The sequence below is a fragment of the Streptomyces kurssanovii genome, assembly GCF_040677245.1.
GTDB classification, from domain to species: domain Bacteria; phylum Actinomycetota; class Actinomycetes; order Streptomycetales; family Streptomycetaceae; genus Streptomyces; species Streptomyces kurssanovii.
Window position 1 is genome coordinate 19871 of the sequence record NZ_JBFAQK010000020.1, and the last position, 18527, is coordinate 38397.

19 protein-coding genes are annotated in these 18527 nt (G+C 71.3%); 18 read left to right on the plus strand and 1 reads right to left on the minus strand.

What is annotated here, in order from left to right:
- The first annotated feature begins 87 nt into the window (after positions 1 to 87).
- The 15 genes from AB0K36_RS16630 (at position 88) to nusB (ending at position 14612) form a co-directional block, all read left to right on the plus strand.
- Positions 88 to 519, plus strand: a complete 432-nt coding sequence (locus AB0K36_RS16630) for a DUF948 domain-containing protein (RefSeq protein ID WP_189473607.1) — start codon at positions 88 to 90, stop codon at positions 517 to 519.
- 6 nt (positions 520 to 525) lie between these two features.
- The gene (locus AB0K36_RS16635) at positions 526 to 939 is read left to right on the plus strand and encodes a DUF6167 family protein (protein ID WP_189473608.1); all 414 of its coding nucleotides are present in this window, start codon (positions 526 to 528) and stop codon (positions 937 to 939) included.
- Positions 939 to 3623 (plus strand): alanine--tRNA ligase, encoded by a 2685-nt coding sequence (gene alaS, locus AB0K36_RS16640; protein WP_364594278.1) that lies wholly within the window; start codon positions 939 to 941, stop codon positions 3621 to 3623. The genes AB0K36_RS16635 and alaS overlap by 1 nt, the downstream gene beginning before the upstream one ends.
- 17 nt (positions 3624 to 3640) lie before the next feature.
- Positions 3641 to 4105, plus strand: coding sequence for a Holliday junction resolvase RuvX (ruvX, locus tag AB0K36_RS16645; RefSeq protein ID WP_053557810.1), 465 nt, complete (start codon positions 3641 to 3643; stop codon positions 4103 to 4105).
- A gap of 102 nt (positions 4106 to 4207) precedes the next feature.
- Positions 4208 to 6061 carry an endolytic transglycosylase MltG gene (gene mltG / locus AB0K36_RS16650; protein ID WP_364594282.1) on the plus strand — a complete coding sequence of 618 codons (1854 nt, stop codon included), beginning with the start codon at positions 4208 to 4210 and terminating at the stop codon, positions 6059 to 6061.
- Complete coding sequence (locus tag AB0K36_RS16655; RefSeq protein ID WP_364594285.1) at positions 6061 to 6888, plus strand: shikimate dehydrogenase; 828 nt, start codon at positions 6061 to 6063, stop codon at positions 6886 to 6888. The genes mltG and AB0K36_RS16655 overlap by 1 nt, the downstream gene beginning before the upstream one ends.
- A gap of 51 nt (positions 6889 to 6939) precedes the next feature.
- Positions 6940 to 7263, plus strand: a complete 324-nt coding sequence (locus AB0K36_RS16660; protein WP_364594288.1) for a hypothetical protein — start codon at positions 6940 to 6942, stop codon at positions 7261 to 7263.
- 150 nt (positions 7264 to 7413) lie between these two features.
- The gene (gene aroC / locus AB0K36_RS16665) at positions 7414 to 8598 is read left to right on the plus strand and encodes a chorismate synthase (RefSeq protein WP_189473613.1); all 1185 of its coding nucleotides are present in this window, start codon (positions 7414 to 7416) and stop codon (positions 8596 to 8598) included.
- The gene (locus AB0K36_RS16670) at positions 8595 to 9110 is read left to right on the plus strand and encodes a shikimate kinase (RefSeq protein WP_189473614.1); all 516 of its coding nucleotides are present in this window, start codon (positions 8595 to 8597) and stop codon (positions 9108 to 9110) included. Before aroC ends, AB0K36_RS16670 begins: the two co-directional genes overlap by 4 nt.
- Complete coding sequence (gene aroB, locus AB0K36_RS16675) at positions 9107 to 10201, plus strand: 3-dehydroquinate synthase (protein ID WP_364594291.1); 1095 nt, start codon at positions 9107 to 9109, stop codon at positions 10199 to 10201. Before AB0K36_RS16670 ends, aroB begins: the two co-directional genes overlap by 4 nt.
- On the plus strand, positions 10198 to 10638 hold the full coding sequence (locus AB0K36_RS16680; protein WP_189473616.1) for a type II 3-dehydroquinate dehydratase: 441 nt from the start codon (positions 10198 to 10200) through the stop codon (positions 10636 to 10638). The genes aroB and AB0K36_RS16680 overlap by 4 nt, the downstream gene beginning before the upstream one ends.
- Positions 10639 to 10805: 167 nt before the next feature.
- Positions 10806 to 11690 (plus strand): Pro-rich N-terminal domain-containing protein, encoded by an 885-nt coding sequence (locus AB0K36_RS16685; RefSeq protein ID WP_364594294.1) that lies wholly within the window; start codon positions 10806 to 10808, stop codon positions 11688 to 11690.
- Between the two features lie 756 nt (positions 11691 to 12446).
- Entirely contained in the window at positions 12447 to 13553 is a 1107-nt protein-coding gene (locus AB0K36_RS16690) for an aminopeptidase P family protein (RefSeq protein WP_364594297.1), read from the plus strand.
- Positions 13554 to 13614: 61 nt separating this feature from the next.
- Positions 13615 to 14181, plus strand: a complete 567-nt coding sequence (gene efp, locus AB0K36_RS16695; protein ID WP_005319856.1) for an elongation factor P — start codon at positions 13615 to 13617, stop codon at positions 14179 to 14181.
- A gap of 2 nt (positions 14182 to 14183) precedes the next feature.
- The gene (nusB, locus tag AB0K36_RS16700; RefSeq protein ID WP_005319859.1) at positions 14184 to 14612 is read left to right on the plus strand and encodes a transcription antitermination factor NusB; all 429 of its coding nucleotides are present in this window, start codon (positions 14184 to 14186) and stop codon (positions 14610 to 14612) included.
- 239 nt (positions 14613 to 14851) lie between these two features.
- On the opposite strand, the gene bldD is transcribed toward nusB, so the two are convergent.
- Complete coding sequence (bldD, locus tag AB0K36_RS16705; RefSeq protein WP_005319862.1) at positions 14852 to 15352, minus strand: transcriptional regulator BldD; 501 nt, start codon at positions 15350 to 15352, stop codon at positions 14852 to 14854.
- A gap of 231 nt (positions 15353 to 15583) precedes the next feature.
- Here bldD and pyrR point away from each other — a divergent pair, with 231 nt between their 5' ends.
- The 3 genes from pyrR (at position 15584) to AB0K36_RS16720 (ending at position 18526) form a co-directional block, all read left to right on the plus strand.
- Positions 15584 to 16162, plus strand: coding sequence for a bifunctional pyr operon transcriptional regulator/uracil phosphoribosyltransferase PyrR (gene pyrR / locus AB0K36_RS16710; protein WP_189473619.1), 579 nt, complete (start codon positions 15584 to 15586; stop codon positions 16160 to 16162).
- A gap of 89 nt (positions 16163 to 16251) precedes the next feature.
- Positions 16252 to 17235 (plus strand): aspartate carbamoyltransferase catalytic subunit, encoded by a 984-nt coding sequence (locus tag AB0K36_RS16715; protein ID WP_189473620.1) that lies wholly within the window; start codon positions 16252 to 16254, stop codon positions 17233 to 17235.
- A 4-nt stretch (positions 17236 to 17239) separates the two neighbouring features.
- Positions 17240 to 18526 carry a dihydroorotase gene (locus AB0K36_RS16720; protein WP_364594303.1) on the plus strand — a complete coding sequence of 429 codons (1287 nt, stop codon included), beginning with the start codon at positions 17240 to 17242 and terminating at the stop codon, positions 18524 to 18526.
- Position 18527: the final 1 nt, after the last annotated feature.

The window sequence follows — 18527 nt, forward strand, 5'->3', positions numbered from 1 at the left end:
AATGCGGTACGGGCCGCCGTCGAGGGCGCGATAGGCTCGGAGGGCGATTTCCCGTACACCCGAAGACGATGCAGAGAGCGGTGCGCAGTGACCGGTGGAGAGGTTGCCGGGATTCTGGTGGCCGTCTTCTGGGCGATCTTGGTCTCCTTCCTCGCCGTGGTGCTCGTGAGGCTGGCCCAGACGCTCAAGGCGACCACCGAACTCGTGGCGGACGTGACCGAACAGGCGGTGCCCCTGCTGGCCGACGCCTCGGCGACCGTGCGCTCCGCGCAGACCCAGCTCGAGCGGGTGGACGCCATCGCGACCGACGTCCAGGAGGTCACCTCCAACGCCTCCGCGCTCTCCACGACGGTCGCCTCCACGTTCGGCGGCCCGCTGGTCAAGGTGGCCGCCTTCGGCTACGGCGTCCGCCGCGCCATGAGCCGCAAGGGCGACGACAAGCCCGCCGCGCCGTCGCGCCGTTCGGTGATCGTCGGCCGCACCGTGCCGGCCGCCCGGCGCTGGAACCGGAAGGGCTGAAGCACCATGTTCCGCCGCACGTTCTGGTTCACCGCCGGCGCAGCAGCCGGTGTCTGGGCCACCACCAAGGTCAACCGCAAGCTCAAGCAGCTCACCCCGGAGAGCCTCGCCGCCCAGGCCGCGAACAAGGCCGTCGACGCGGGCCACAAGCTCAAGGACTTCGCGCTCGACGTCCGCGCCGGGATGGTGCAGCGCGAGGGCGAACTCGCCGAGGTGCTGGGGCTGCACGCCCCCGTCGACGGCGAGCTGCCGGCCCAGCGGGGGCGGGCGGCGGTCGGGCGGGGGGAGCCCGCGCAGATCACGTACCTGCACGGCGGGAAGCCGGGCGGGAAGTCGCACCGCAAGCATTCGAACACCGAGCAGCCGCACGGCGAAGAGCCGCACGGCGAGCATTCGTACAACCGGAATGAGGACCACTGATGGAGTCGGCTGAAATCCGCCGCCGCTGGCTGAGCTTCTTCGAGGAGCGCGGGCACACCGTCGTGCCTTCGGCGTCGCTCATCGCGGACGACCCGACTCTGCTCCTCGTCCCCGCGGGCATGGTCCCCTTCAAGCCGTACTTCCTCGGTGAGGTCAAGCCGCCCGCCCCGCGCGTGACCAGCGTCCAGAAGTGCGTGCGCACGCCGGACATCGAAGAGGTCGGCAAGACCACCCGCCACGGCACGTTCTTCCAGATGTGCGGCAACTTCTCCTTCGGCGACTACTTCAAGGAAGGCGCCATCGAGCTTGCCTGGGAGCTGCTCACCAGCCCCCAGGACAAGGGCGGTTACGGCCTCGAGCCGGAGAAGCTCTGGATCACCGTCTACCTCGACGACGACGAGGCCGAGCAGATCTGGCGCGAGAAGATCGGCGTGCCCGCCGAGCGCATCCAGCGCCTCGGCAAGAAGGACAACTTCTGGTCGATGGGCGTCCCCGGCCCCTGCGGACCCTGCTCCGAGATCAACTACGACCGCGGTCCGGAGTTCGGCCCCGAGGGCGGCCCCGCCGTCAACGACGAGCGCTACGTGGAGATCTGGAACCTGGTCTTCATGCAGTACGAGCGCGGCGCCGGCGACGGCAAGGAGGACTTCCCGATCCTCGGGGACCTGCCGAGCAAGAACATCGACACCGGTCTCGGCCTCGAGCGTCTCGCCATGATCCTTCAGGGCGTGCGGAACATGTACGAGACCGACACCCTGCGCGTCGTCATGGACAAGGCCACGGAGCTGACCGGCGTCCGCTACGGCGACAAGCACGAGTCGGACGTCTCCATGCGTGTGGTCGCCGACCACATCCGCACCTCCACGATGCTCATCGGCGACGGCGTCACCCCCGGCAACGAGGGCCGCGGCTACGTGCTGCGCCGCATCATGCGCCGCGCCATCCGCAACATGCGTCTGATGGGCGCCACCGGCCCGGTCGTCAAGGACCTCGTCGACGTCGTGATCGACACCATGGGGCAGCAGTACCCGGAGCTGATCACCGACCGCAAGCGGATCGAGACCGTCGCCCTCGCCGAGGAGGCCGCCTTCCTCAAGGCCCTCAAGAGCGGCACCAACATCCTCGACACCGCCGTCACGGAGACCAAGGCCAAGGGCGGCACCGTCCTGCCCGGCGACAAGGCCTTCCTGCTCCACGACACCTGGGGCTTCCCCATCGACCTCACCCTCGAGATGGCCGCCGAGCAGGGCCTGACCGTGGACGAGGACGGCTTCCGCCGCCTGATGAAGGAGCAGCGGGACAAGGCCAAGGCCGACGCCAAGGCCAAGAAGACCGGCCACGCCAACCTCACGGCCTACCGCGAGATCGCCGACAGCTCGGGCAGCACCGAGTTCACCGGCTACACCTCCACCGAGGGCGAGTCCACCGTCGTCGGCCTGCTCGTCGACGGTGTCTCCTCCCCGGCCGCCTCCGAGGGCGACGAGGTCGAGGTCGTCCTCGACCGCACGCCGTTCTACGCCGAGGGCGGCGGTCAGCTCGCCGACCAGGGCCGGATCAAGCTGCACTCGGGCGCCGTCATCCAGGTCCGCGACGTGCAGCAGCCGGTGCCGGGCGTCAGCGTCCACAAGGGTGTCGTCCAGGTCGGCGAGGTCACCGTCGGCGCCTCCGCCTACGCCGTCATCGACGTACGCCGCCGGCGGGCCATCGCCCGCGCCCACAGCGCCACCCACCTGACCCACCAGGCCCTGCGCGACGCTCTCGGCCCGACGGCCGCCCAGGCCGGCTCGGAGAACTCGCCCGGCCGCTTCCGCTTCGACTTCGGCTCGCCGAACGCCGTCCCCGGCACGGTCCTCACGGACGTCGAGCAGAAGATCAACGAGGTCCTCGCCCGTGAACTCGACGTGCACGCCGAGGTCATGAGCATCGACGAGGCCAAGAAGCAAGGCGCCATCGCCGAGTTCGGCGAGAAGTACGGCGAGCGCGTGCGCGTCGTGACCATCGGCGACTTCTCCAAGGAGCTGTGCGGCGGCACGCACGTCCACAACACCGCCCAGCTCGGTCTGGTGAAGCTGCTCGGCGAGTCCTCCATCGGTTCCGGCGTGCGCCGGGTCGAGGCCCTCGTCGGCGTCGACGCGTACAACTTCCTCGCCAAGGAGCACACGGTCGTCGCCCAGCTCCAGGAGCTGGTCAAGGGCCGCTCCGAGGAGCTGCCGGAGAAGATCGCCGCCATGCTCGGCAAGCTGAAGGACGCCGAGAAGGAGATCGAGAAGTTCCGCGCGGAGAAGGTGCTCGGCGCCGCCGCCGGGCTCGCCGAGGGCGCCAAGGACGTCCGCGGCGTCGCCCTGGTCACGGGCACCGTCCCGGACGGCACGTCCGCGGACGACCTGCGCAAGCTGGTCCTCGACGTGCGCGGCCGGCTGGATCAGAAGTCGGGGGCGGCCGACCGTCCGGCCGTCGTGGCCGTCTTCACGACGGCCAACGGCCGTCCGCTCACGGTCATCGCCACCAACGAGGCCGCCCGCGAGCGTGGCCTCAAGGCCGGCGACCTGGTCCGCACCGCCGCCAAGACGCTGGGCGGCGGCGGAGGCGGCAAGCCGGACGTCGCCCAGGGCGGCGGCCAGAACCCGGACGCCATCGGCGACGCCGTGGCCGCCGTCGAGCGCCTCGTCCTCGAGACCGCGTGACCGAGGACAGGCCGCAGATGCGCCGCGGACGTCGCCTCGCGATCGACGTCGGGGACGCCCGGATCGGGGTCGCCTCGTGCGACCCCGACGGGCTCCTCGCCACACCGGTGGAGACCGTGCCGGGACGTGACGTCCCGGCCGCCCACCGGCGGCTGCGCCAACTGGTGGAGGAGTACGAGCCCATCGAGGTCGTGGTCGGCCTGCCCCGTTCCCTCAGCGGACGGGAAGGCCCGGCGGCCAAGAAGATCCGGAGTTTCGCACAGACGCTCGCACAGGGCGTCAAGCCGGTGCCCGTCCGGTTGGTCGACGAGAGGATGACCACAGTGACGGCCACTCAGGGACTGCGCGCTTCGGGCGTGAAGTCCAAAAAGGGCAGGTCCGTCATCGACCAGGCTGCCGCTGTGGTGATCCTTCAGAACGCTCTGGAGTCCGAACGGGCGTCAGGCAATGCCCCGGGCGAGGGCGTCGAACCGATTGTCTGATCGCGATACGGTAACGTTCCGCGCGATGCGGCGGTGTTCGAACAGCCGCCGCACAGAAAAGAGGCGGAACGTTCCGCGCCGTCTCGCGGCCCTAGGGGATCGATGACTGAGTATGGCCGGGGCCCCGGCTCCGAACCGTGGCACCCTGAGGACCCCTTGTACGGGGACCAGGGGTGGGGAGGACAGCAGCCCGCGGCCGGTCATGCTCCGTATGCCGGCGAACCGCAGCAGCAGCAGTACCCGCAGGCGCAGCAGGACCAGTACCAGCAGGGCCAGCAGGACCAGTACCAGCAGGACCAGTACCAGTACGGGCAGGGTCAGTACGACACCGGTCAGGGCCAGTACGCCCAGGGTCAGTACGACACCGGTCAGGGCCGGTACGACACGGGGCAGGGGCAGTACGCCCAGGGTCAGTACGACACCGGTCAGGGCCAGTACGACACGGGGCAGGGCCGGTACCAGGACCCGTACCAGCAGGGCGGTCAGCAGCAGTACCAGGACCCGTACCAGCAGCAGTCCGGGAACCAGCGGCAACAGCCGCACGACGGCGGCTGGGACACCGGCCAGCACTCCGCGGTGCCGTACGGCACCGACCCCTCGGCCACCTACGGCGGCGAGCCCGCCGGGTACACCACCCGCCAGGAAGCCGACTACTACGGCACGCCCGACGCCTACCCGCCGCCGCAGCCCCCCGGCCGGCGCCGCGCCGAGCCGGAGCCGGCCACCGACTGGGAGGCCGAGGCCCAGCAGGAGGAGACCCACCCCTTCTTCACCGGCGACGACAGCCGTGACGAGGACGACGGTTACGACGAGGACGCGCGTGGCGGCGGCGACGGTGCCGGTCGCGACCGCCGTGGCAAGGGAACGAAGAAGAAGGGCGGCCGCAACGGCCTGGCCTGCCTGGTGGTCGCCGCGGTCCTCGTGGGCGGCCTCGGGACCGTCGGCTACTTCGGCTACCAGTTCGTCCAGGGCCAGTTCGGCGAGCCTGAGGACTTCGAGGGCACCGGCGTCGCCGAGACCGTCGAGGTGAAGATCCCCAAGGGCGCCACGGGCAGCGAGATCGGGAACATCCTCAAAGAACTCGGCGTGGTCAAGAGCGTCGACGCGTTCGTCTCCGCCCAGGCCAAGAACCCCAAGGGCGGCACGATCCAGGACGGCGTCTACCTCCTGAAGAAGGAGCAGTCGGCCGAGAGCGCGGTCGAGTCGATGCTCAACCCCGCGAGCCGCAACAACCTGACGATCCCCGAGGGCACCCGCAACGCCACCGTCTACACGTCGATCGACAAGAAGCTCAAGCTCAAGCCGGGAACGACGGAGTCGGTCGCGGAGGCCAAGGCCGACAGCCTCGGGCTGCCCGACTGGGCGAAGAACCACGAGGACGTCAAGGACCCGCTCGAGGGCTTCCTCTTCCCGGCCGCCTACCCGGTCTCGCAGGGCGACAAGCCGGAGACGATCCTCAAGAAGATGGTCTCCCGCGCCAACCAGGAGTACGAGAAGGCGGGCCTGGAGTCCAAGGCCAAGGGCCTCGGCCTCGAGAACCCGTGGGAACTGCTCACACTCGCCAGCCTGGTCCAGGTCGAGGGCAAGACGCACGACGACTTCCGCAAGATGTCCGAGGTCATCTACAACCGCCTCAAGCCCGCCAACACCGAGACGAACCAGCTGCTCCAGTTCGACTCCGCGTTCAACTACCTCAAGGGTCAGAGCAAGATCGACATCTCTGAGGACGAGATCAACAGCAACCAGGACCCGTACAACACGTACACCCAGAAGGGTCTGACGCCGGGACCCATCAGCAACCCCGGCAACGAGGCCCTGACCGCGGCCCTCAACCCGACGGACGACGGCTGGCTGTACTTCGTGGCGACGGACGGCATGAACAAGACCGAGTTCGCGAAGACGCTCGCCGAGCACCAGAAGCTGGTGGACAAGTTCAACGACTCGCGGGGCAACTGATGGCGTCGCCCCGCCGTGCGGCCGTCCTCGGCTCGCCCATCGCACACTCGCTGTCCCCGGTGCTGCACCGCGCCGCCTACGCCGAACTCGGCCTCGGCGACTGGTCCTACGACCGGTTCGAGGTCGACGAGGCGGCGCTGCCGGGCTTCGTCGCGGAGCTCGACGGGTCGTGGGCCGGTCTGTCGCTGACGATGCCGCTCAAGCGGGCGATCATCCCGCTGCTCGACGAGATCAGTGACACCGCCGCCTCCGTCGAGGCCGTCAACACCGTCGTCTTCACCGAGGACGGCCGACGCGTCGGTGACAACACCGACGTCCCCGGCATGATCGCGGCCCTGCGCGAGCGGGGTGTCGGGACGGTGGACTCCGCCGCGATCCTCGGAGCGGGCGCCACCGCCTCCTCCGCGGTCGCCGCCCTCGCCCGTGTCTGCACCGGCCGGGTGACGGCGTACGTGCGCAGCGAGGCGCGGGCCGCCGAGATGCGCGGCTGGGGCGAGCGGCTGGGCGTCGATGTCCGCACCGCCGACTGGGCGGACGCCGCAGAGGCACTGCGCGCGCCCCTGGTGATCGCCACCACGCCCGCCGGCACGACCGACGCCCTCGCGGCCGAGGTCCCGGCCGCGCCCGGCACCCTCTTCGACGTGCTGTACGACCCGTGGCCGACGGCCCTGGCGGCTGCCTGGTCGGAGAACGGCGGCGGGGTCGTGGGCGGGCTCGACCTCCTGGTGCACCAGGCGGTGTTCCAGGTCGAGCAGATGACGGGCCGCTCACCCGCGCCGCTGCGGGCGATGCGTACCGCCGGTGAGCACGCGCTCCGAGCCCGCTAGGATCGGCGCGTTCGATCAGGAGCACGTCAACAGCACAGGGGGAGTCCGGCCATGGAAACCGGTCAGCCGCAGGCGTCGATCGCCAAGAACATCGTCGAGGGGATCCTCTCGTTCCTGCCCGAGTGGCTGCAGATCCCGATCGTGTGCCTGATCATCCTGCTGGTCGTCCTCGGCTGGGTGTCCTCGCTCCGCAAGAAGGCCGCGCGGCGCCGCGCGGCACGCAACCCCCAGCCGGTGCCGCCGGCCTACACCAACCAGGGCAGCGGTGCCGCCCACCTCGGCCCGTACGCGCCCGCCCAGCAGGCTCCGCGGCAGCCGAGCGGTGCCGACCACCTCGGGTCGTACGCGCCCCAGCAGCGCCGCGACGGCGACTGACCCGCTCCGGACCGGCCGTCCACGGGCGTCCGCCAGGTGGACCGGTGACCGGGAGCCGGGCGCGGACGTGGGAGGATCGAGGGAGGCGGGCCAGGGCCGCGCACCCGGTCGCGCCGTCGCAGTTCTGAGGCGCGAGCATGAGGAGCACCGTTGAGCAGGTTGCGTTGGCTGACCGCGGGCGAGTCGCACGGACCCGCACTGGTGGCGACGCTGGAGGGTCTTCCCGCCGGTGTGCCGATCACCACCGACATGGTGGCGGACCACCTCGCGAGGCGGCGCCTCGGCTATGGGCGCGGTGCCCGGATGAAGTTCGAGCGCGACGAGGTCACCTTCATCGGCGGCGTGCGCCACGGGCTGACCATGGGGTCGCCGGTGGCGGTCATGGTGGGCAACACCGAGTGGCCGAAGTGGGAGAAGGTCATGGCGGCCGACCCCGTCGACCCCGACGAGCTCGCCCAGCTGGCCCGTAACGCCCCGCTGACACGCCCCCGGCCCGGTCACGCCGACCTCGCCGGTATGCAGAAGTACGCGCTCGACGAGGCCCGCCCGATCCTGGAGCGCGCGAGCGCCCGTGAGACCGCGGCCCGGGTCGCCCTGGGCGCGGTGGCCCGCTCGTACCTGAAGGAGACGACGGGCATCGAGATCGTCTCCCACGTCGTCGAACTGGCCGCGGCCAAGGCCCCGTACGGTGTCGTGCCCGTCCCCGCCGACGAGGAGCGCCTGGACGCCGACCCGGTCCGCTGCCTGGACGCCGACGCGAGCAAGGCGATGGTCGCCGAGATCGACCAGGCCCACAAGGACGGCGACACCCTCGGTGGTGTGGTGGAGGTCCTCGCGTACAACGTGCCGGTCGGCCTCGGCTCGCACGTCCACTGGGACCGCAGGCTCGACGCGCGTCTCGCCGCCGCCCTCATGGGCATCCAGGCCATCAAGGGCGTCGAGGTCGGCGACGGCTTCGACCTGGCCCGCGTACCCGGCTCCCAGGCGCACGACGAGATCGTGTCCACCGACGAGGGCATCCGCCGCACGTCCGGCCGGTCCGGCGGCACCGAGGGCGGCATGTCCACCGGTGAGCTGCTGCGCGTACGCGCGGCGATGAAGCCGATCGCGACCGTGCCGCGCGCCCTGCGGACCATCGACGTCGAGACCGGCGAGCCCGCGGCAGCCCACCACCAGCGCTCCGACGTCTGCGCGGTGCCCGCCGCGGGCATCGTCGCCGAGGCGATGGTGGCGCTGGTCCTCGCCGACGCCGTCGCGGAGAAGTTCGGCGGCGACAGCGTGGCGGAGACCCGCCGCAACGTCCGCTCGTTCCTCGACAACCTGCACATCCGATGAGCGCCCCGCTGATCGTCCTCGTCGGGCCGATGGGCTCGGGCAAGTCCACGGTCGGCGAACTTCTCGCCGGCCGGCTCGGCGTGGCCTTCCGGGACACCGACGCGGACATCGTCGCCGCCGAGGGCCGCGAGATCTCCGACATCTTCGTCGAGGACGGCGAGGACCACTTCCGTGACCTCGAGCGCGCGGCCGTCCGGTCCGCCCTGGCGGAGCACGGCGGCGTCCTCGCCCTCGGCGGCGGCGCGATCCTCGACGAGGGGACCCGCGAGCTCCTCACCGGCCTGCCCGTCGCCTACCTGTCGATGGACGTGGAGGAGGCGGTCAAGCGCGTCGGGCTCAACACGGCCCGTCCGCTGCTCGCCGTCAACCCCCGCCGGCAGTGGCGCGAGCTGATGGACGCCCGCCGGCCCCTCTACAACGAAGTGGCCCGCGTCGTCGTGGCCACCGACGACCGCACCCCCGAAGAGGTCGCACAGGCGGTCCTCGACGCACTGGAGCTGAAGGACGCATGACTGACCAGGCAGTGACCCGTATCCAGGTCGGCGGAACGGCCGGTACGGACCCCTACGAGGTGCTGGTCGGCCGGCAGCTGCTCGGCGAACTGCCGGGCCTGATCGGGACCCGGGCCCAGCGGGTGGCGGTGCTCCACCCCGAGGCGCTCGCGGAGACCGGTGAGGCGCTGCGCGCGGACCTCGCCGATCAGGGCTACGAGGCCGTCGCGATCCAGGTGCCGAACGCGGAGGAGGCCAAGACCGTCGAGGTCGCCGCGTACTGCTGGAAGGCGCTCGGCCAGACCGGTTTCACCCGCACCGACGTCATCGTCGGCGTCGGCGGCGGCGCCACGACCGACCTCGCCGGGTTCGTCGCGGCGAGCTGGCTGCGCGGCGTGCGCTGGATCGCCGTCCCGACGACCGTGCTCGGCATGGTGGACGCCGCCGTGGGCGGCAAGACCGGCATCAACACCGCGGAGGGCAAGAACCTCGTCGGCGCGTTCCACCCGCCGGCCGGTGTGCTGTGCGACCTGGCGGCGCTGGACTCGCTGCCGGTCAACGACTACGTCAGCGGCATGGCGGAGATCATCAAGGCCGGCTTCATCGCGGACCCGGTCATCCTCGACCTCGTCGAGGCCGACCCGCAGGGCGCCCGCACGCCCGCCGGTCCGCACACGGCCGAGCTGATCGTGCGCTCCATCCAGGTCAAGGCCGACGTCGTCTCCAGCGACCTCAAGGAGTCCGGACTCCGCGAGATCCTGAACTACGGGCACACTCTCGCGCACGCCATCGAGAAGAACGAGCGCTACAAGTGGCGGCACGGCGCGGCCGTCTCCGTCGGCATGGTCTTCGCCGCCGAACTCGGCCGCCTCGCCGGACGGCTGGACGACGCCACCGCCGACCGGCACCGCACGGTCCTCGAGTCCGTCGGACTCCCGCTGACCTACCGCGGCGACCAGTGGCCCAAGCTGCTGGAGACCATGAAGGTCGACAAGAAGTCCCGCGGCAACCTGCTGCGCTTCATCGTCCTCGACGGGCTGGGCAAGCCGACCGTGCTCGAGGGCCCCGACCCGGCCGTGCTGCTCGCCGCCTACGGCGAGGTCTCCGCATGACCCGCCGGGTGCTCGTGCTCAACGGCCCCAACCTCGGCCGCCTCGGCTCCCGCGAGCCGGACGTCTACGGCGCGACCTCCTACGCCGGTCTGGTGGACACCTGCCAGGCCCTCGGCAAGGAGCTCGGCTTCGACGTCGACGTGCGTGAGACGAACGACGAGGGCGAGATGATCCGCTGGCTGCACGAGGCCGCGGACGGTTCAATTCCGGTCGTTCTCAACCCCGGTGCCTTCACGCACTACTCGTACGGGATGCGCGACGCCGCCGCCCAGCGCACGGCCCCGCTCATCGAGGTGCACATCTCCAACCCGTACACCCGCGAGGCGTTCCGCCACACTTCTGTGGTGGCCGCGGTCGCCAGCGGCACGGTGGCCGGCTTCGGCATCGGCTCCTACCGGCTCGCGCTGCGCGCGCTGGCGGAGGAACTCGGCGGCTGACGCGCCGCCGCGTGGAGCAGGGCACTTCGAGCCGCCCCGGACCGTTGTCGCTACGGCGGCCGGGCCCGGTCGCACATCCGAGCGGCACCGGGAGGGTACCGTTCGGTAGCACGGCGGCCGTCGGCCGTCCGACAGAGCGTCAGTCGTACGAGACGGAGTGGCACCGGATGCAGCACGCAGTGGGGGCTCCGCTGCCGCCGCCCCACGGACCGGGGCAGGGACCGACCGGATGGATACACGGTGCACAGCACCCGGGCCCCGGCCCGGGGCTTCCCGCGGGACCGCCACCGCCGCCGCCCGCGGCGCCCGCCGGACCTCCGCCGCCGCCCCCGCAGGGCTCCCCCGCGGGGCCCGCGATGCCTCCCCGCCGGCCCGGCCCGGCACCGCACGGCGGCCCACCGCAGCCCTCCCGGGAGACGACCGGCCACATCCAGCTCCCGCCCGGCGGGCTGGTCCCCATACCCGCCCCGCCCCCGGCGGACAGCGGCACCGGCACCGCGATGCTCGCCGTGCTCCTGATCGGTCCGGCCGGTGCGGGAAAGACCACGGTGGCGCGCCACTGGGCCAACCACCGCCGGGTGCCGACGGCGCACATCAGCCTCGACGACGTCCGGGAATGGGTGTGTTCCGGCTTCGCCGACCCCCAGTCGGGCTGGAACGACAACTCCGAGGCCCAGTACCGTCTCGCCCGGCGCACCTGCGGCTTCGCCGCCCGTAACTTCCTGGCGAACGGCATCTCCTGCATCCTCGACGACGCGGTCTTCCCCGACCGCCCCGCCGTCGGCCTCGGCGGCTGGAAGCGCCACGTCGGCCCCGGCCTGCTCCCCGTGGTGCTCCTGCCGGGCCTCGAGATCGTCCTCGAACGCAACGCGGAGCGCAGCGGTAACCGGCGCCTGTCGGACGAGGAGGTCGCCGGGATCCACGGGCGGATGGCCGGGTGGTACGGGTCGGGCCTGCCGATCATCGACAACTCGAAGTACGACGTGGAGACGACGGCGCGCGTCCTCGACGACGTGCTGGCACGGGCGATCGCGAGCCCTCCGAGCTGGTAGCCGGTACCAGCTCCCCCTCCGGCGTTCCTTTTTCCCCACCCCGCCCCTTCCCGAACCGGAGCCAGCCCCGTACCGCGCTCCGCGCGGTGCCTGGCGGCCGTGGGCGGCGCCCTTTAGGCGGGCTGGATGCCGCTGCGTGGCATCCAGCCCCAAGCGGCGGGTCCAGCCCCGCAGGCGCATTCATCCTGGTGGCGGCGCGAGCCCCGCCTGCGGCGGCTGACGGCCCCCGCCGGGCGGGTTTTGCGGATCACCTGCGGCGGCTGCGGCCCTTCGCATGCGCCGCTCATGCCTCCGCCGCACGGAGGAGTACTCAGCTTCGCTGGGTGTCTCCCCACGCCCGTCAGGCCGTGGAAAACACCGCCCGGGACGTTCCGGGCTGCGGCCTGACGGCGTCAACGCCACCGGGTCCTGTCTCGCCTGCGACGGCTGAGACCCTTCACATCCCCGGCCAGCCCTCGCCGGGAGTCGCTTCCCTGCACGCCAGGGCCAGCGGAGCTGAGGCGCGAAGGCCGGTGGCCCCGTCCGGGCCCCTGGACCTACGGCGTCGGCCGGGTGGCCATACGTGCGCGTTCGCCGGTGCGCGGCCTTCGAGCCCCGGAACGTGGCGCGGAGCGCGGCGGCAGGCCGGGGTGGAGGCCGGTTTCGGGAAGTGGGGGTCCCCACGGCCGTCAGGGCGCGGGGGAACGCGTTGCACCGCGGGGACCCGCTCGGCCGCGTCACCGGGCCCGCGGACCGCCGCGCTCGTACGCTCGAAGAATGTCTGAGGTGTATGGGGTCCGTCGTGGCCGACTGCGCGATCGATGCGCCGCGACCGGCAGCGCGGCGGCCCTGATCTCCCGGCCCGCGAACGTCCGCTATCTCGCCGGAGGGGCTCCGCCCGGCGCCGTGCTGCTCCTCGGGCCCGCCGACGACGTGCTCGTCTGTCCCCGCACGCCCACCGGCGATCCCGCCGACGGACGGCCGGACGAAGGGCTGCGGCTCGTCGTGATGCAGACGTCCGCCGGTGACGCGGCGGTCGCCGCCGCCGAGCTGGCGCGCACGGAGGGCGTCGAGTCGCTGGCGGTCGAGGAGCACCACCTCACGGTCGCCCGGCACCGTGCCCTCGGGTCCGTCGCGCCCCGCCTCCGCTTCGCCGATCTCGGGCTCGCCGTCGAGCAGCAGCGGATCGTCAAGGACGAGGACGAGATCGCCTGTCTGCGTATCGCGGCGGAGATCACCGACCAGGCCCTCGGCGAGCTGCTCGAGTCCATCCTCGTGGGCCGCACCGAGCGGCATCTCGCCCTCGAGCTGGAGCGCCGTCTGGTCGACCACGGCGCCGACGGCCCCGCGTTCCCGACCTCTGTCGCCACCGGCCCCAACTCGGGGCGAACAGGACACCGTCCGGGTGACCGGCGCGTGGAGGAGGGGGATTTCCTCTCCGTCTGCCTCGGCGCGAACTACCGCGGCTACCGTTGCGAGATCGGCCGTACCTTCGTGATCGGCACGACGCCGGCCGACTGGCAGATCGAGCTCTACGAGCTCGTCTTCGCCGCTCAGCGGGCCGGCCGGGAGGCTCTGCTCCCCGGCACCGCGTACCGCGACGTCGACCACGCGGCACGGCAGATCCTGGATGTGGCGGGCCACGGGGAGGAGCTCCCGCCCCGTACCGGGCACGGTGTCGGGCTCGAAATCGACGAGGACCCGCAGCTCGCCCCTGCGGCCATGGGTAAACTGGACGCTTGTGTGCCGGTCACCGTCGAACCGGGGGTCCACCTCCCGGGCCGGGGCGGGGTCCGGATCGATGACACGCTCGTCGTGCGCCAGGAGGCGGACGGCGGACCCGAGCTACTCACCATCACGACCAAGGAGCTGCTCGCGCTGTAGCGAGCCGCGGTGCGAAAGACTTGGTCGTCCACCCAGCGTCAGTCCAGGAGATTCCGCAACCGTGGCTTCCACGAACGACCTCAAGAACGGCATGGTGCTCAAGCTCGACGGAGGCCAGCTCTGGTCCGTCGTCGAGTTCCAGCACGTCAAGCCCGGCAAGGGCCCGGCCTTCGTGCGCACCAAGCTCAAGAACGTGCTCTCCGGCAAGGTCGTCGACAAGACCTTCAACGCCGGCGTGAAGGTCGAGACGGCCACCGTCGACCGCCGCGACATGCAGTTCTCTTACATGGACGGCGAGTACTTCGTCTTCATGGACATGCAGACCTACGACCAGCTGATGGTCGACCGCAAGCAGGTCGGCGACGCCGCGAACTTCCTCATCGAGGGCTTCACCGCCAGCGTCGCGCAGCACGAGGGCGAGGTGCTCTACGTGGAGCTCCCGGCCGCCGTCGAGCTGACCGTCCAGCACACCGAGCCCGGCGTGCAGGGCGACCGTTCCACCGGTGGTTCCAAGCCCGCCACCCTGGAGACCGGCTACGAGATCCAGGTCCCGCTCTTCATCACCACTGGTGAGAAGATCAAGGTCGACACCCGCTCGGGCGACTACCTCGGCCGGGTGAACAGCTAACCGTGGCTGCCCGTAACAAGGCCCGCAAGCGCGCCTTCCAGATCCTCTTCGAGGCCGACCAGCGCGGGGCGACCGTGCACACGGTCCTCGCGGACTGGGTCCGGCACGCCCGTACCGACGAGCGGCAGCCGCCGGTCGCCGAGTACACGATGGACCTCGTCGAGGGGTACGCGGAGCACGCGGACCGCATCGACGAGCTCATCGCCACCTACGCCGTCGGCTGGACCATCGACCGTATGCCGGTCGTGGACCGGAACATCCTCCGGCTCGGCGCGTACGAGCTGGTCTGGAAGGACGAGACCCCCGACGCGGTGGTGATCGACGAGGCGGTGCAGCTCGCCAAGGAGTTCTCCACGGACGAGTCGCCGGCCTTCGTGAACGGCCTGCTGGGCCGTTTCAAGGACCTCAAGCCGAGCCTGCGCCGCGACTGATCCGCGTCACGGCCGGTTTCACCGGGCCCGGGGCGGAAGACGAGAGTCTTCCGCCCCGGGCCCGGTGTTTTTCCCGGCGCGAGGTCGCGGCAGCCCACGCTGTGGAGCCACGGCGGGGGAGCGGGGGGAGCCGGACCCGGGCGACGCCGGGAGCCCGGAACGCCGGAGGGCGGGGCCGGTGGGATCCGGCCCCGCCCTCCGGCGTGACGTTTTTTCAAAAGTGCAGGCAGAGCCGGGGATCAGCTCTCCTCGTGCGCCACCGCACGGCGCGCGTCAGCGTCCAGCACACCCCAGCTGATGAGCTGCTCGGTCAGGACCGAGGGCGACTGGTCGTAGATCACGGCGAGGGTGCGCAGGTCGTCCTGGCGGATCGACAGCACCTTGCCGTTGTAGTCGCCGCGCTGCGACTGGATCGTCGCCGCGTACCGCTGGAGGGGGCCTGCCTTCTCCTGCGGGACGTGGGCCAGGCGCTCCAGGTCGAGGACGAGCTTCGGCGGCGGTTCGGCGGCGCCGCCGGGCGTGGTGCCGGGCAGCAGTTCCTGCACCGGGACGCCGTAGAAGTCCGCCAGCTCGGCGAGGCGCTGCACCGTGACGGCACGGTCGCCGCGCTCGTAGGAACCCACGACAACGGCCTTCCAGCGGCCCTGGGACTTCTCCTCGACGCCGTGGAGGGACAGCCCCTGCTGGGTGCGGATGGCGCGGAGCTTGGCCCCGAGCTGTTTTGCGTATTCGCTGGACATATAGCTCCCCGGACGCAGTGACGACGTGCGGCTCCGCCGCGTGGCTGGTAACTCACTGTGAGGTTACGCAGCGTTACTTGGATGAGTCAAGCCGAATGGGTCCGGACCGGTTCCGGCCGGCGGCCGGTGGACCCGGATCAGTGCATCCATCAAGCCCTGGTAACGTTGAGCGCGCAATTCCGACGTCCTTTAAGGTCCGTCCCGTGAGGCGGAGAAGGAGGTCCGTTTCCTATGGACACTTCCAGCAGTTCCGATGCCGCCAGGCCCGTTCTCGAAGGCCCCGACATCGCGCGGGTACTGACCCGTATCGCCCATGAGATCGTCGAGCGCGCCAAGGGCGCCGACGACGTGGTTCTCCTCGGCATCCCGACCCGCGGTGTGTATCTGGCCCGCCGGCTCGCCCAGAAGCTCGAAGGCATCACCGGCCGCAAGATCCCGGTCGGCTCCCTCGACATCACCATGTACCGCGACGACCTGCGGCTGAAGCCCGCCCGCGCGCTGGCCCGCACCGAGATCCCCGGTGACGGCATCGACGGCCGCCTCGTCGTCCTCGTCGACGACGTGCTCTTCTCCGGCCGCACCATCCGCGCCGCGCTCGACGCCCTCGGCGACCTCGGCCGGCCCCGGGCCGTGCAGCTCGCCGTCCTGGTGGACCGCGGACACCGCGAGCTGCCCATCCGCGCCGACTACGTCGGCAAGAACCTCCCCACGTCGCTGCGCGAGACGGTCAAGGTCCAGCTCTCGGAGGAGGACGGTCGCGACACCGTCCTGCTCGGTGTGCGGGAGACCGCCCCCGCCGGGGAGCGCTAGCACCCCCGTACGGCCACCCCTTCGTACGGCGTGCCCTTCCGTGCGCCCGCATGCCTCGCAAACCTCCACAGACCTGGAGAAACCCTCCGATGATGCGTCACCTCATCTCGGCCGCCGACCTCACCCGCGACGAAGCCGTCCTCATCCTCGACACCGCGGAGGAGATGGCCCGGGTCGCCGACCGGCCGATCAAGAAGCTTCCCGCCCTGCGCGGCCGTACCGTCTGCAACCTCTTCTTCGAGGACTCCACCCGCACCCGGATCTCCTTCGAGGCCGCCGAGAAGCGCCTCTCCGCCGACGTCATCAACTTCGCGGCCAAGGGCTCGTCCGTCTCCAAGGGCGAGTCGCTGAAGGACACCGCCCAGACCCTGGAGGCGATGGGCGTCGACGCCGTCGTCATCCGGCACGGCGCGTCCGGCGCTCCCTACCGGCTCGCCAACTCCGGCTGGATCGACGCCCCCGTCATCAACGCCGGCGACGGCACCCACCAGCACCCGACCCAGGCACTGCTCGACGCCTTCACCATGCGCCGCCGCCTCGTCGGCAAGGACGACGGGATCGGGCAGGACCTGGCCGGCAGGCGCATCACGATCGTGGGCGACGTACTGCACAGCCGCGTCGCCCGCTCCAACGTGGACCTGCTGCACACCCTCGGCGCCGAGGTCACCCTCGTCGCCCCGCCGACCCTGGTGCCGGTCGGCGTGGAGACCTGGCCCTGCGAGGTCTCCTACGACCTGGACTCGACCCTGACCAAGTCCGACGCGGTGATGATGCTGCGCGTCCAGCGCGAGCGGATGAACGCCGCGTTCTTCCCGACCGAGCGCGAGTACTCCCGGCGCTACGGCCTGGACGGCGAGCGGATGGCGCGGATGCCGGAGCACGCGATCGTAATGCACCCCGGGCCGATGGTCCGCGGCATGGAGATCACCGCCGAGGTCGCCGACTCGCCCCGCTGCACCGTCGTGGAGCAGGTCGCCAACGGCGTGTCGATCCGCATGGCGGTTCTCTACCTGCTGCTCGGCGGCAACGAGTCCGACGCCCCCACCACGAACACCCGTACCGAGGAGAAGTAAGACGATGAGCAAGACCCTGATCCGCGGTGCGAAGGTACTCGGCGGCGAGCCCCAGGACGTACTGATCGACGGCGCGACCGTCGAGCGTGTCGGCACCGGCCTCGAGGCCGGGGACGCGACCGTGATCGAGGCCCAGGGGCAGATCCTGCTGCCGGGCCTGGTCGACCTGCACACCCACCTGCGCGAGCCGGGCCGTGAGGACTCCGAGACGGTCCTCACCGGCACCCGCGCGGCGGCGAGCGGCGGCTACACGGCCGTGTTCGCCATGGCCAACACCTTCCCCGTCGCCGACACCGCCGGCGTGGTGGAGCAGGTCTACCGGCTCGGCAAGGAGTCCGGCTACTGCGACGTCCAGCCCATCGGCGCGGTCACCGTCGGCCTTGAGGGCAAGAAGCTCGCCGAACTCGGCGCCATGCACGAGTCCGCGGCCGGCGTCACCGTCTTCTCCGACGACGGCAAGTGCGTCGACGACGCCGTGATGATGCGGCGCGCGCTGGAGTACGTGAAGGCCTTCGGCGGCGTCATCGCCCAGCACGCCCAGGAGCCGCGCCTCACCGAGGGCGCCCAGATGAACGAGGGCATCGTCTCCGCCGAGCTCGGACTCGGCGGCTGGCCGGCCGTCGCGGAGGAGTCGATCATCGCCCGTGACGTCCTCCTCGCCGAGCACGTCGGCTCACGTGTCCACATCTGCCACCTCTCCACCGCCGGCTCCGTCGAGATCGTGCGCTGGGCCAAGTCCCGCGGTATCGACGTCACGGCCGAGGTCACCCCGCACCACCTGCTGCTGACCGACGAGCTGGTCCGCTCGTACAACCCGGTCTACAAGGTCAACCCGCCGCTGCGCACCGAGCGCGACGTCATGGCGCTGCGCGAGGCGCTCGCCGACGGCACGATCGACATCGTCGCCACCGACCACGCCCCTCACCCGCACGAGGACAAGGACTGCGAGTGGGCCGCCGCCGCCATGGGCATGGTGGGCCTGGAGACCGCGCTGTCCGTCGTCCAGCAGACGATGGTCGAGACGGGACTGCTCGACTGGGCCGGCGTCGCCGACCGGATGTCCTTCAGGCCCGCGGTCATCGGCGGGGCCAAGGGCCATGGACGGCCCGTCTCGGCTGGTGAGCCCGCGAACCTCACCCTGGTCGATCCGGCATACCGTGGAGCGGTGGACCCCGCGGGCTTCGCCTCCCGCAGCCGCAACACCCCGTACGAGGGCCGTGAGCTGCCGGGACGCGTCACGCACACCTTCCTGCGGGGCCGGGCAACGGTTGTGGACGGGAAACTGGCGTGAC